Annotated in this window: 10 protein-coding genes; 4 read left to right on the forward strand and 6 right to left on the reverse strand. The window is 65.5% G+C overall.

Translation table 11 applies throughout. The features are described from left to right. Positions 1-68: 68 nt before the first annotated feature. Positions 69-851 carry a hypothetical protein gene (locus DES43_RS16655; protein ID WP_051520716.1) on the reverse strand — a complete coding sequence of 261 codons (783 nt, stop codon included), beginning with the start codon at positions 849-851 and terminating at the stop codon, positions 69-71. Positions 852-1588: 737 nt separating this feature from the next. Continuing rightward, complete coding sequence (locus tag DES43_RS16665; RefSeq protein ID WP_035030442.1) at positions 1589-3484, reverse strand: OmpA family protein; 1896 nt, start codon at positions 3482-3484, stop codon at positions 1589-1591. Positions 3485-3657: 173 nt separating this feature from the next. Between DES43_RS16665 and DES43_RS16670 the strand changes: the two genes are divergently transcribed. Beyond that, positions 3658-4104, forward strand: a complete 447-nt coding sequence (locus tag DES43_RS16670) for a YcgN family cysteine cluster protein (RefSeq protein WP_035030595.1) — start codon at positions 3658-3660, stop codon at positions 4102-4104. 13 nt (positions 4105-4117) lie between these two features. Here the strand turns inward: DES43_RS16670 and DES43_RS16675 are convergent, their stop codons facing one another. After that, complete coding sequence (locus DES43_RS16675) at positions 4118-5023, reverse strand: sulfite exporter TauE/SafE family protein (RefSeq protein ID WP_245264765.1); 906 nt, start codon at positions 5021-5023, stop codon at positions 4118-4120. A gap of 48 nt (positions 5024-5071) precedes the next feature. Then, a complete protein-coding gene (locus DES43_RS16680; RefSeq protein WP_035030439.1) occupies positions 5072-5509 on the reverse strand; it encodes a YqaA family protein in 438 nt (145 codons plus the stop codon). A gap of 179 nt (positions 5510-5688) precedes the next feature. On the opposite strand from DES43_RS16680, the gene DES43_RS23295 reads away from it, so the two are divergent. Further along, positions 5689-6894, forward strand: coding sequence for a sugar transferase (locus tag DES43_RS23295; protein ID WP_084496574.1), 1206 nt, complete (start codon positions 5689-5691; stop codon positions 6892-6894). Here the strand turns inward: DES43_RS23295 and DES43_RS16690 are convergent. Together DES43_RS16690 and DES43_RS16695 are read right to left on the reverse strand one after the other, a co-directional pair. Continuing rightward, positions 6882-7904, reverse strand: a complete 1023-nt coding sequence (locus tag DES43_RS16690) for an NAD-dependent epimerase (RefSeq protein ID WP_035030436.1) — start codon at positions 7902-7904, stop codon at positions 6882-6884. The two genes, DES43_RS23295 and DES43_RS16690, sit on opposite strands and share 13 nt — an antisense overlap. Beyond that, positions 7901-9274, reverse strand: coding sequence for a UDP-glucose dehydrogenase family protein (locus tag DES43_RS16695; RefSeq protein ID WP_035030433.1), 1374 nt, complete (start codon positions 9272-9274; stop codon positions 7901-7903). The genes DES43_RS16690 and DES43_RS16695 overlap by 4 nt, the downstream gene beginning before the upstream one ends. 302 nt (positions 9275-9576) lie before the next feature. Between DES43_RS16695 and DES43_RS16700 the strand changes: the two genes are divergently transcribed. Further along, positions 9577-12120, forward strand: coding sequence for a glycosyltransferase (locus DES43_RS16700; RefSeq protein ID WP_035030430.1), 2544 nt, complete (start codon positions 9577-9579; stop codon positions 12118-12120). Further along, positions 12098-13888: a hypothetical protein gene (locus DES43_RS16705; protein WP_133675824.1), complete on the forward strand. Its 1791-nt coding sequence runs from the start codon at positions 12098-12100 to the stop codon at positions 13886-13888. Before DES43_RS16700 ends, DES43_RS16705 begins: the two co-directional genes overlap by 23 nt. Positions 13889-13997: the final 109 nt, after the last annotated feature.

Genomic DNA, 13997 nt, shown 5'->3' on the forward strand with positions numbered 1-13997 from the left:
CGAAGGACCGCAATGAGGTCGTTTGCCGCCGCCCCCGCCGGGCGAACGTTGCGATCCGTTGGGGGGCGTCAGAGCCCCCTTGCGGTGCGCACCCATTGCTCGATCTCGGCAAGGTTGCCCGGCACGGGCAGGCCGCACTGGTTGAGCTCGCGGTCGAGCAGCAGCGTGATGCCTTCCTTGCCCTTGCCGAATGCGTCGGCGATGGGACCGCTCTCGACGGTGGTGGTGGCGTTGCGGATGTCGGAGGCGTCCTGACACAGATGCACCACCTTGCCGCCGGCGGTCCACCAGACGAGGTCCTGACCGACAAGATGGGTGACGACCTGGGATTCAACCGCAGCCTGTTCCTGCGACAGCGGCTTGAAGTCGATGCCTAGGACGGTGGCCGCGACGGCGACGATGATGCCGGCGGCACCGGCAATGTTCTTCTGCTTGGCGTCCATGTCCTTGTTGAGGAAGATCATGACGATCAGGGGCAGGAATGCGAGCAGCGCGATGAACGCGCCAAGCTGGTTCTGGATGAAGAATTTTACCGGCTGCCTGTTGGATGCGGGATCCAGATGATTGGCCTTCTTCCACAGCATCGAGCCGGCGATGGCGAGCACGCCGATGACCACTATGAAGCCGAGCAGCGTGTACCAGCGCCACTGCGGGAAGCCCTGACTGGCGGCCAGCTCGTCGAAGGACGGGCGCATCACCCAGAAGATGGCAACCAGCTCAAGAACGATGGCCACCGCCCACAGCGCCAGCGCGATGATCCGCGAGCGGGTTGCCTGAGCCTTCGCCTCCGGCGTGGGCGTAAATATCGGAGTATCGGCCTTAGCCGCCGTCTTGGTGGAAACTTTCGCCATCGGCCCGAACCCTCTCCTGTGTCGCCATATATCGCGCGGCAATGCCGGCAAAAACCCGCCGGATATTAGCAGTTTTCCTGTATCGAAAAGACCGCCGCGCAGCATAATCCCCAGTCATGATACCCAATATGTCAGTGAACGTCTTTTTTCAGGTTCAGATGAACAGAGCTGGCCTGAGGTGAGGTAGTTCGCAGTAATTTTTTCTACAGTTGCCAAGCACCGGGAAGGGCGATTTTTATCCGGAGAGGGCGGCTACCGGAGAATTTCTGCGATTCGGAGAGAAGCAGAAATTCTCCAGCCCTTCAGTTTGCCGGAAATGCTCCGATCATTTCGTCAGGCGCAGGAGCGCGTTTTCGGAGGGGGAGACCTTCGTCGTCGCTGGCGCGTCGCGACAGTTCCCCAAAGCCGAGCGACGCGTAGAAGCGCATGGCGCGCGCGTTGCGCGTATAGACTTCGAGTGAAAGCTCGCCTTTCAGATTGAGAGCAAGGGCGATGAGGGAAGCTTCCAGCCAGATGCGCGACGGCGCATGCCTGTCGGTTTCCGGTGCATGGGCCCGGATCGGGATATGGTTGTTCTTCTACCCGGAAAGACAATACCCCGCCGGTCAGGAACCGGCGGGGCGAATTTCCGCCGAGGCGGAAAGGGCAGGGAACCCTTCAGTTTATCTGGGGTGGAAGGCCCCGCAATTCAATGTTTCTGAATTGCGGGGCACTCCTTTGACTTGTCCGGCTTTCGCTCAATTGGCACGCGCCACCGGGGCGACCAGCGGCGTGATCCGGCGGATCGTAACGCGCCGGTTTTCGCGCTCCGGCTTTTGCGTGTTGATCTTCAGATACTGCTCGCCATAGCCCTGCGTGGCCAGGTTTTCCGGCGGGATGCCGAACGCGCCGCTCAGCGCTTCCGCCACCGCCTCGGCGCGGCGGTCGGAGAGGGCGAGGTTGGCCTGATCGGAGCCGACCGCGTCGGTATGACCCTCGATGAGGAAGGTCTCGGCCGGATTCCTTTCCAGCATACGTTCCATGGCCGTGGCCACGCCATCCAGCTTCTCGATCTCGCCGTCGCCGATGGAGGCGGAGCCGAACTCGAAGTTGAGCGTGTCGAGATCGATGCGGCGGGCAATGTCGCGCACGCGGGCCGAACGCTTGACCTCGTCGACCGAGTAGAGACGCTGGATGCGCTCGACCGGCGGCTGTTCGAGGAACTCGTAATAGGCGTTCGGGTCGCGCACGCGCCGCGATTCGAGAATGTAGTCGTCACGCGGGATGGCGAGGCGGATGGGTGGCAGGTCGTAACCCGGATCGCGCCACTCGCGCACATCGTCATAGCGCTGCTCGTCCACATAGCTGAGGATGTATTCGCGTCCGTCCGGCGTGATGCGCGACCGTTGTATGATGTCGCCGTGGCGGTTGCGTATGGTGACGACCTGGCTGCCGTTGCCGCGCACGATGACCTCGCGGGTGCGGCCGCGCGGCAGATCCTCGTAATAGACGTCGCGCGCGTCGCGGCTCATGCGCGGGCGTTCGTTGCTTTCCACGAAGGTCTGGCCGCCGAGCTGGAGAATGACACGGTCGCCGATCTCGCGCAGCACGTCCACCCCGCTCGGGCGCTCGCGGTTGCGCATGTCGGGTTCGCGTTCGCGGCGGGTGCCCCGTTCCTCGATCGCCGGTACGATTTTCTCCGGCACGATGGCCTGCTGTGCGGCGCGGTCGTCGGCGGGCGGCGGACCGGGATCGACCGCAGGCGCTTCCACGGGGGCGGGTTGCGGCGCTGCGGTCTGTCCTTCAGGCGCAGGGGCGGCCTGTCCGCCTTCGGCCGGTGCGGGCTGGCCTTCCTGTGCCGGTTGCGGACCATCGGCCGGCGCGGGCTGGGGAGCCTCTTTCTGGCTGTCGAGAATGGGCGCTTCTTCCGGAGTGGCAGGCGCGGCTTCGCCTTCGGCTGGCTGTTGCGACTGCGGCTCGTCAGGCGTTGCCGGTTGCAGGGGCTCGGCCGGCTGTTGCGGCTGCTCACCCGCAGGAGCCTGTTCTTCGTCCGGTTGCGGGGCGGGCTCATCCGGCGTGGGCTGCTCCGGTGCAGGCTGCTGGGCTTCCGGCTCGGGAGCCGGCGCCGGTTCGGGCTGTGGAGCAGGTTGCACGGCCGGGGCTTCCGGCTGCGGCTCTTCGGCAGGGGCCGGCGCGGGTTCAGGCTGGGGAGCGGGTTCGGGTTGAGGCGCGGCTTCCGGCTGGGGCGCGGGCTCTTCCTGAGCCGGCTGCCGGGTTTCCGGTTGCGGTGCGGGCTGCGGCTCCGGTGCGGGCTGTTCCGCCTGCGGCTCGGGAACCGGTGCGGGTTCCGGTTCGGGCGCGGGTTGCGCCTGCGGCTCGGGCTGCGGCTCGGGCTGCGGTTCAGGCGCCGGCCCGGCAGGCGCTGCCTCCGGCTCCGGCGCTGGCCGCTCCTGTGCCGGTTCCTGTCGCTGGCGTGCCGCGCAATCCTCCGCAGATTCGCCTTCGGCGCATTCGGCCTGCGCGAGCATCAGGGGCCCGGCAGACGCGCGGGGCGCGAGGCTGTCCTGTCCCTTCAGGGGAAACGCGGCCAGCGGAGCCGAGGCCATGAGCAGGCCAAGCGCTGTTCCCGCCAGAATTCGAGGGTGGAGTTTCATGCTGTCGCTCTCCGTTAGAGTCCCGTCCGTGTCGAAACTTGCCGTCCCGCATTTGGTTCCGACCCCCAATCGTTAAGAGGGCTGAAAGGCGATTGCCGGTCGAAACCGTGGCCGGAAGGTGTCCTTTTTCCGGCTCGCTTGACCTTCGGCGCCGCACGGGCCACATGCGGACCATGGAACAGCCTTTCTGGAAAACCAAGCAGCTCGAGGAGATGAGCGCCGCCGAATGGGAATCGCTCTGCGACGGATGCGGCAAGTGCTGCCTGTCGAAGCTGGAGGACGAGGATACGGGCGACATCTACTGGACCAGTGTGGCCTGCCGCATGTTCGATCCGGAAAGCTGCCGCTGCGCGGATTACGAGAACCGCCTTGCTGCGGTCCCCGATTGCGTCGGTCTCACGCCCGAAAACGTGCGGACGATTTCATGGCTTCCGAGCACCTGCGCCTACCGGCTCGTGGCGGAAGGGCGCGACCTCTACTGGTGGCACAGGCTGGTTTCCGGCAATGCCGAGACGGTGCACGAGGCCGGCGTTTCCATACGCGGGCGGGTGCGGGCCAGCGAAAGCGACCTTCAGGAACCGGAAGATTATTTCGAATATGTGCTCGATGAGGAGCCCTGATTGTCCGGCAGGCTCACGAACCGATCATCGACCACAGGAAGCGCAGCGCGATCGTCAGCAGGAACAGGCCGAAGGCGACTTCCAGCTTGCGCTTGGGCAGCGCGTGGGCGAGACGGGCGCCCATCGGCGCGGTGATCATGCTGGCCGGAAAGATCAGGATCATGCCGAGCAGCGACACGAAGCCCAGCGCATAGGGCCATTGCAGCAGGGTGACTTCCGGGTAAGCGGCAGCCTTGCCCCAGCCAGCGAAGATATAGGAAATGGCGCCGGGGACGGCGATCAACGGCCCGAGCCCCGACGAGGTTGCCACCGCCTGATGGATGGGCCTGCCGTAAAAGGTCATGAACAGGCTGGAAAGCTGGCCGCCGCCGATGCCCATCAGCGACGACAGGACGCCGATGAGCCAGCCATAGATGCGCATGACGAGGTTGCCGGGAATGTCGGAGCCGAGCCTCCAGCTCTCGCGGGCGCCGAGCAGCTTGACGGCGGAGACGGTGGCGACGGCGACGAACACGGTCTTGAACAGGGTTTCCGGCGCGAAGCGGGCGACGAAGCCGCCCATGATGACGCCTATGACCACCGGAACCGCCCACAGCTTCAGGATCGACATGTCGACGGCGCCCTTCTTCCGGTGGGCGCGGAAGGAGCGCACCGAGGTGGGCGCGATGATGGCGAGCGAGGTGCCGATGCAAAGGGGCATGCGCACCTCGTCCGGCACGCCAAGCAGGCGGAAGAACTCATAGAGCACCGGCACGATGACCGCCCCGCCGCCGACTCCGAAAACCCCGGCCAGAAGGCCGGTAAGCGCGCCTGCGCCTGTCAGGGCGACGACGATCATCAGGAGTTCATAGCCGGAAATGCCGAACATGATGCCTCGGTTGTGCTGGGTGCCTGCGGGAAGATGCCGGCTGGAAGTCATTGCTTGTAGCCCGCCCGGGATGACCGCGCTACCTCGGACAGGCGGGCTTCACAGAAAGCCCAGCGTGATTGCGGCGAGCACCAGATAGCGGCCCGTCTTGGCGATGGTGACGAGCAGCAGGAAGCTCCAGAAAGGCTCCCGGAGCACGCCGGCGGCCACCGTCAGCGCATCGCCGCCGATCGGCGCCCAGCTGAGCAGCAGCGACCAGCGCCCCCAGCGGCGATACCAGCCCGTCGCCCGCTCCAGCGCCTGTTCGCCGACGGGGAACCAGCGCCGGTGGCGGAACCGCGTAACACCGCGCCCCAGCGCCCAGTTGACCGTGGCGCCCAGCACATTGCCCGCGCTGGCGACCGCGATCAGCAGCAGGGGCGACCATTTCCCGGTGACGAGCAGGGCGACGAGCGCCGCCTCCGACTGGGCCGGCAGGATGGTGGCGGCGATGAAGGCGACACCGAAAAGGCTGCCGAGAACGGCGATGTCCTGCATTTCCTGTCCGGCTTCGTTGCGGGTTGACGATGCGGGCCGGGCTATCATGTTTCGGGCCATGTGGACAAACGGCGACGGATTTGGCATCCCGCATGCGGGCGGGTCGGGCAGAACGCTGAAGAGGCCGAGCCTGTGCAAGTGATGTCTGACAACAGGCGATGCCGGCGGGGAACGTCCGTATGAAGGCGGTCGTCACCGGAGCGAGCGGCTTCGTCGGCCGGGAACTGGTGCCGCTGCTGGCCGGCGCCGGGGCCGAACTGCTGCTGGTCGGGCGCGATCCGGATGCGCTTGCGGGGCTTTTTCCGGGGATCGCCGCCTGCGGCTACGAGGCATTGGCGCAACGCGGCGCCAGCTTCGACCTGCTGGTGCATCTGGCGGTCGTCAACAACGATGCGGATGCGCCGCCAGAGACCTTCTTCGCGGTGAATGTGGAGCACATGCTGAATGTGGCCCGCGCGGCGCAACGCGCCGGCATCGGGCGTTTCGTCAACATCTCGTCGGTACATGCCCTCGATGAGCGCAATGTTACCCCCTATGCGCAAAGCAAGCGCGAGGCGGCGCGGCGGCTGGCCGGCATGGAGGGGATCGGGGCGCGGACCGTCTATCTGCCCGCGGTTTACGGGGAGAGGTGGAGCGGCAGCCTGTCGTTTCTCAACCGCTTGCCGCGCTCTCTGGCGCATCCGGTTTTCAGGGTGCTGGCGGCGCTGAAACCGACCGTGCATATGCGCCGCCTCGCCGCCTTCCTGCTCGAACCGGCACCGGGCGGGGAGGATGAAATCATCCTTTCGGACGGACAGGAACAGAACCTTGTCTATCGCGTGGTGCGGCGCGCGGTCGATCTTGCCTTCGTGTTTGCGGTGGCCGTTCTGCTGGGATGGGCCATGCTGCTGATCTGGGGACTGATCCGCGCCGGTTCACCGGGGCCGGGCATTTTCGCGCAGGAGCGCGTCGGACGGCATGGCGCGCTTTTCACCTGCTACAAGTTCCGCACCATGAAGCAGGGCACGGTGCAGGCCGGCACGCATGAGGTGTCGGGCGACGCGATCACGCCAGTCGGCCGTTTCCTGCGCCGGACCAAGCTCGACGAGCTGCCGCAGATATGGAACCTGCTGCGCAACGAGATGAGCCTTGTCGGGCCGAGGCCCTGCCTTCCGGTGCAGCGGGAACTGGTGGAGGCGCGGCGCAGGCTGGGCGTGTTGCGGCTGAAGCCGGGAATCACCGGCCTTGCCCAGATCGAAGGCATCGACATGAGCGATCCGGAAAGGCTTGCCCGCCGCGATGCGCACTATGGCGCGCTGCTATCGCTGCTTCTGGACCTGCGCATCATGGCGGCAACCGCGCTCGGGCGCGGTCGCGGCGACAGGACGGCGGGTCAGGCTCCGTAAAACTCCCGGTACCAGCGCACGAAGCGCTGGACGCCGTCGCGCACCGACACCTGCGGCCGGTAGCCGAGATCGGCGGCGAGGTCGCCGACATCGGCAAAGGTGTCGGCAACGTCGCCCGGCTGCATGGGCAGCATTTCCCTGATCGCCTTCCTGCCGACAGCCTCCTCGATGGCCCCGATGTAGTCGCCAAGGCGCACCGGGCTGCTGTTGCCGATATTGTAGATGCGGAACGGGGCGTTGCTGGTGGCGGGATCGGGCCTGGCGGCGTCCCAGTCGGGATTCGGGCTGGCGGGGGTGTCGCTTGCCCGGATCACACCTTCGACGATGTCGTCGACATAGGTGAAGTCGCGCGTGTGGTTGCCGTTGTTGAAAACCTGAATTGGGCGGCCCTCGATGATGTTCTTCGTGAACTTCGCCAGCGCCATGTCCGGGCGCACCCATGGGCCGTAGACGGTGAAGAAGCGCAGGCCGGTGGTCGGCAGCGAAAACAGATGCGAGTAGCTGTGCGCCATCAGCTCGTTGGCGCGCTTGGTGGCGGCGTAGAGCTGAAGCGGGTGATCGACCGGATCGTGCTCGCTATAGGGCATCTTCGTGTTGGCGCCGTAGACGCTTGAGGTCGAGGCATAGGTGAGATGCCCGACCCCGCCATGGCGGCAGGCTTCCAGAACGTTGACGAAACCGACCAGATTGCTCGCCACGTAGGAATAGGGATTTTCCAGGCTGTAGCGCACGCCGGGCTGTGCCGCCAGATGGATGACCCGGTCGAAGCGGTGTTCGGCAAAGCAGCTTTCCACCACTGCGCGGTCGGTGAGGTCGGCGCGGATAAAGCGGTAGCTGCCGCCCTGCCGGCCCGAGGCTTCGTCCAGCCGCGCAAGGCGGGCTTCCTTCAGGGCCGGGTCGTAATAGTCGTTGACGCAATCGAAGCCGACGACATCGTCGCCGCGTTCGACCAGCCGCTGGGCGACGTGGAAGCCGATGAAGCCGGCATTGCCTGTGACGAGGACCTTCACGCCTGCCGCTCCTGTGCCTGTGCCTGTGCCTGGGGCCGGACGGGGGCGCGGCCGATGCTGTAGTAGGTCCACCCGTCGTCGCGCAGGCGCTCGGGCGAATAGAGATTGCGGCCGTCGAAGATGACCCGCTGCGTCAGCCGCAGCGCCATTTCATCGAAGTCGGGCGCGCGGAATTGCTGCCATTCGGTGCATATGGCGAGCGCGTCGGCATTGTCGAGGGCCGAATATTTGTCCTGCATCAGCTCGAAGCCGGGTTCTTCGCCGTAAAGGCGCAGCGTCTCGCCGCCCGCGACAGGATCGAAGGCGCGCACCTTTGCGCCGGCCTTCCACAACGCCTCCATCAGCACGCGGCTGGGCGCTTCGCGCATGTCGTCGGTGTTCGGCTTGAAGGCGAGACCCCAGAGCGCGATGGTTTTGCCGCGCAGGGCATCGGCGCCGCCGAAATGCGCTGCGATGTTGTCGAACAACCGGGTTTTCTGGCTGTTGTTGACGGCCTCCACCGCCTCGATCAGGCCCGCGCGGTAGCCGACCTCACGCGCGGTGCGGGTAAGCGCCTGCACGTCCTTCGGGAAACAGCTGCCGCCGTAGCCGACGCCGGGATAGATGAAATGATAGCCGATACGCGGGTCGGAGCCGATGCCGCGCCGCACCTGCTCGATATCGGCGCCGAGGCGCTCGGCGAGGTTGGCGATCTCGTTGATGAAGGAAATGCGGGTCGCCAGCATGGCGTTGGCGGCATATTTGGTGAGTTCGGACGAGCGCGTGGCCATGTAGAGCATGCGGTCGTGGTTGCGGTTGAACGGCTCGTAGAGCTCGGCCATCACGGTGCGCGCATGGGGGGAACCGGTGCCGACGATGATGCGGTCGGGGCGCTGGAAGTCCGCCACCGCGGCGCCCTCCTTGAGGAACTCCGGGTTGGAGACGACATCGAAGCCGAGCGGCGAGCCGCGCGTGGCGAGCACGGAAGCCAGCCGTTCCGCCACCTTGTCGCAGGTGCCGACAGGGACGGTGGATTTCACCACCACGATCTTCGGCGACTGCATGTGGGTGGCGATGGCCCCGGCCACGGCAAGCACATATTGCAGGTCGGCCGCGCCGCTTTCATCCGGTGGCGTGCCGACGGCGACGATCTGCAGGTCGGCATGGGCCACGGCATCGGCATGGCTGGTGGTGAAGGCGAGGTGGCCGGAGCCGGCGGTGCGCCTGACGATCTCGTCGAGGCCGGGCTCATGGATGGGGATTTCGCCGGCCTTCAGCCTCGCGATCTTTTCCTCGTCGATGTCCATGCACAGGACATGGTGGCCGACATCGGCAAGGCAGGCGCCAGTCACCAGCCCGACATAGCCTGTTCCAAACACAGTGACCCGCATCGCGAAGGACCTCGTTTTCCTGACGCGTGGTGTGTGAGCATTCGCGGACGGAGGAGTCAAGGGAGGCTGCGACAGAAGGGAAAATGCGCGGATGTTTGTGCGAATGGAAGCAGTTGATCATATTGCTGACATGTTCCATGGGTGGAAACGGCTGTTAAACGAGTCGAACGCTTGGGGCACGCGGGCAAGGGGCAAGCGCACTGCAACCAAGGCGATGACCCTATGACCCAGTCTGCGAAGGACGATCCTTTTCCGGTCCAGGAAAGCGACCAGATTTTGTCGGGCCAGAGCGAACGGCAGCGATGCGCAGTTCGCTGAAGAAGGCACTCGCGGCTTCCCTCGAAGGAGGGTTGCGGCGCGTCTACGATCGGTTTCCCGCTGCCGCCAGGGCGGCGGTGCCGCGCACGGCCAGGGATTTCGTGCGCGAACGGTTCACCTCCCGCACGCTCGCGGCGGCGTATGACGACAAGCTTTGGCAAGGGTTCTCCACGCAGGCGCGCGCCGATCTCGAACGGCTGAAGGCGGATGCCGGCCGGCCGCTGCGGGAAAGGACCGAAGCCTGCTACAGCCTTGCCCGATGGCATGCCGTCGAGGGCGATTTCGCTGTCGCGCTGGAGGAAATGCGGGACCGTCTCGCCCTCGATCCGCGCCTGTGGCGAACCGGCCGGCAATATATGCTGGAAGCGCTGTTCCTGTGCCGGCTCGGGCGGACGGAAGAGGCGAGGGCCCTGATCGAGCGGGCCGGTGCCGGCCTGTCCTTCGACATCGCGCTTCAGCTCATGAAGGCCAATTGCCACAATCCCGCCGTGTCCGGCAGCGAGGACGGGCAAGCCGGGGCCGCGACGCTGGAGTGCATCAACGCCATCTACCGGCGCTTCAGGCTGCCCGAGATCGCCAGGCGCGATGAAGATGCGCCGCTTACGCTCGACAATATCCGTACGGAGGGTGTGCGGACCCATTTCGATGCGGACAACAAGGTGACGGTGATCGTGCCGGCCTACAATTGCGCCGACACCATCCTCACGGCCCTGGCCAGCCTCGCGGAGCAGAGCTGGCGCAACCTCGAGGTTCTCGTTGTCGACGATTGCAGCACGGACGATACTGCCAAAACGGTTGCGGCGTTCTGCGCGGCCGACGACCGGTTCCGGCTGATCCGGCAGGCCCGCAATGGCGGCAGCTATGCCTGCCGGAACCGCGCGCTGGAAGAGGCGAGCGGCCGCTTCGTGACCGTTCACGACGCCGACGACTGGGCGCATCCGCTGCGCATCGGGATGCAGGTGCGCGCGCTGCTGAGATCGTCCGGGCCTCCCTACAACCTGTCGCGCATGGCGCGCGCCACCCCATCGCTCGCCTTTTTTGGCACATGGCGACCTTCCGAAAGCCTCACCGCGCTCAACCTGTCCTCGCTGATGATCGAGCGTCCGGCTTTCGCGAAAGCCGGAAACTGGCATGAGGTGAGGGTTTCCGCCGATCAGGAATTCGTGAGGCGGCTCGACGTGATTTTCGGCGCCGATCACCGGAAGCAGGTGGTTTCGGATTGTCCGCTGGCCTTCGCCCGGACCGTACCGACATCGCTGACCCGCCACGGCAACACGCATGTGCGCACGTTCCATCATGGCATCAGGCGGACCTATCACGAGGTCGTCGGGGCGTGGCACATGTCGCTGGCGGAGCGCAAGGCAGAGGCGCCCGCCGGGGTGCCGCAATCGCTTCCGGTCCCCCTTGCGATCAGGAGCGGCCATGCAGCCGGGGAAAGGCTCGATGTCGTCTTCATCGGCGATTTCAACATGAGCGGAGGCACCTATCACTCGGCGATGGCCATGCTGCGCGCGGCGAATGCGGCGGGCCTGAGCACGGGCCTCCTGCATTATCGCCGCTACGATCTCGACGTCGCCGCACCGCTGAGGAGGCAGGTGATCGACCATGCCGCCGAAAACGGCGTGCGCATCGTGAGCGCCGGCGAGAGCGTCGATGCGCGAACGGTCGTGGTGACGCATCCGCCGATCCTGCACCATCGCCTCGACATGTTTCCCCGGATCGCGCACGAGCGGCTTGTCGTGGTGGTGAACCAGATGGCCGAACGCGACAGGAGCGGAAAGGACATGGCCTACGATCCTGCCACCGTGCGCCGGCATCTCGTCGAATATTTCGGGCACGAGGGTGAGTGGGTGCCCATTTCGGGAACGGTTCGCACGCTCATGAAAGCCGATCGGCGCTATCCGCCGCCTCACGGGGACACCTGGACGCCGCTGGTCGACACCGGCGAATGGTGCGCGCGGGAACCGCGCTGGCGCGGCCGCGAGCGTGGCCGGCCGGTGGCGGGCCGCCACGGCCGCGACCATGTGCTGAAATGGCCGGGCGCGCGCAGGGACCTTCTCGATGCCTATTGCGCCGGGCGCGCCTGCGAGGTGCGCTTTCTGGGCGGTGCGGCCCATGCCCGCACCATTGCGGGCAGGTGGCCCGCGAACTGGACAGCCGGGGAATTCGGGACCCGCGACGTCAGGGAATTCCTTTCGGATCTGGATTTCTTCCTGCACTACCCGCATGACGATTATATCGAAGAGTTCGGCCGCGCACCGATGGAGGCCATGGCCGTCGGCGTTCCGGTGATCCTGCCCCCGGTTTTTCGTGCTACATTCGGGGACGCCGCCCTCTATGCCGAACCACGGGACGTGTGGGCTGCGATGGACAGGCTCTGGGCCGATGAGAAGGCATGGATGGAACGTATCGAAGCCGGCCGCGCTTTCGTGATGTCGAACTGCTCCCTCGATCTCTTCCCGGCGCGCCTTCGTCCTGAAGGGAATGCGCCGGGGCGGCAGGCGCATGTGCAAGGCGAAGGCCGATGATACGCCGATGAACCTGTTTGCCGAAACCAGAAGCTCGGGATGGTGGCTTGCCCAGGTCCTGCGGCAGTTCCTGCGAGTCGTCCCCGGCGTGACCCTGGCGCTGGTCGTCTATCTGACCGTTGCGCGCATTACCCGCCTGCTTGCCTTCCTGCTGCCGCTCAAGGTCATCCTGCTCGCCGGCTCAAGCGGCATTCCGCACTATTTCCGCCCTTTCCTTGCCGACGACCAGAAGAATCTGGGTATCGTCATCCTCTCGGCGGCGTCGATCGCCTTTTACGCGCTGACCCTTTTTCTGGAAGGGCACACCAGACGTTTGTCGGACAAGGCCGGCGCCGATCTGATGAGCGCGGCGAGCGTCATGTCGCTGGTCGACAACCAGCGCACGGAAATGCAGGGCAACTACGCCCGCTTCATGCAGATCGTCTCCGGAGGGCTGTTCGTGCTTGCCGGCATGGTCGTGCTGGCGGTGCTCGCTCCCTTGCTGGCGGCCTATCTTTGCGGCCTCGGACTGTTTTTCTATGCGTTGACGGCATGGGCGCTGAGGGGTGTTACGCCGCTGAACGGCAACCGACTGGCCGACTTCATCACAGGTCAGCTGGGAAGCTATCTCAACATCCTGTCTTCGGTTGCGTTTCTTTCCGGTTTCCTCATCATCCTGCTTCCGTTCCTGCGGGAGGGCGGCGCCAATGTGCTTGTCGCCATCATCTGCTTCATGCTTTTGCGCCAGATGACGTCGGCGATGACCGGGGCGGTCAGGGATATCGTCACGCTGGCCCAGAAGCGCCAGCTGGTCGATACGCTGGTGTTCCCGAACCGCCAGTTCCATCCTTCGGAACGCAATGACCAGCGCACCTTGCGCCAGCTTTTCGGGCGGGAAGAGCGGGAGCGGCTGATCGCCGGCGCACTGGCCCCGGTGAGGGAGGAGGGGGAGACCCTGCGCATCGGCTGGCTCGACACCTCCGTGCAGGGCATGGCCGAGTTTTCCATAGTGCTCGAGGGCACGAACGGACAGGAACGCCATTTCCGGCTGCGCGTGTTCGCGCCGCGCCTGCGGCGGATGCTGGAAAACGAAGACCTGCTGTTTCGACATGTCAGCCGCGAATCCGTGTGGGCGGCGTCGATTGTCGCCCGCTTCACGCATGGCGAGCACGAATGCATCATCTACGAGGCGGGAACCGGGGTTGCGCCGAAAGGTGCGGCCTTCACGCAGGCCCATCAGGCATTCGTCGCCAACCTGTGGTCGGTCAGCGTGCCGGCGGCGCTGGTCCGCACCTACTCGGCCACCCACAAGGCCATGCAAAAGCGCCTGACAAGGGATCTGGTCGCGAGGATGGAAATTGCGGTCGATACGAATGAGGATGCCGACATACTTGCAAGATTCCTGAAGGCTCTGCCGGCGATCCGCAAGACGATTGCCGAACTGCCATTGTGCCTGAACCATCCTGCGTTCCCGCCCGGGGACGTTGCGGTGGGCGCGGATGGTTCGCCGCGGGTCTTCGGCGGGTGGGGGCAATGGTCGCTCATGCCGCTGGGAGCGGGCCTGCCGGCTTCCTTCCTGGCGGACGACAAATACGAGGGGCTTCTGGCGCAGATGCGTCTGCGCAGCCCGGACATGCCGGCCAGCCATCTCGGCCAGAGGCAGCTGATCGTGGTGTCGGCCTGCGCGCAGATGGAGCGAAGCATCCTGCAGGGCAGGATGAAGGCCGCTCTCACCCATGCGGAGCGCGCCGTGACCGAAATGGAAGCAACGAGGAGGATGGCCGCGTGAAAGCGGTGAAACACTGTTGATTTCCGCTGAGAGCTGACCCGGGATTGAGGGATTTTTCCATTGAGAAGTGACCCATGTTTGAACCCACCCCTGCTGGTTGATTGCAGGG

The sequence above is a fragment of the Aquamicrobium defluvii genome (assembly GCF_004363725.1).
Taxonomy (GTDB): domain Bacteria; phylum Pseudomonadota; class Alphaproteobacteria; order Rhizobiales; family Rhizobiaceae; genus Mesorhizobium; species Mesorhizobium defluvii.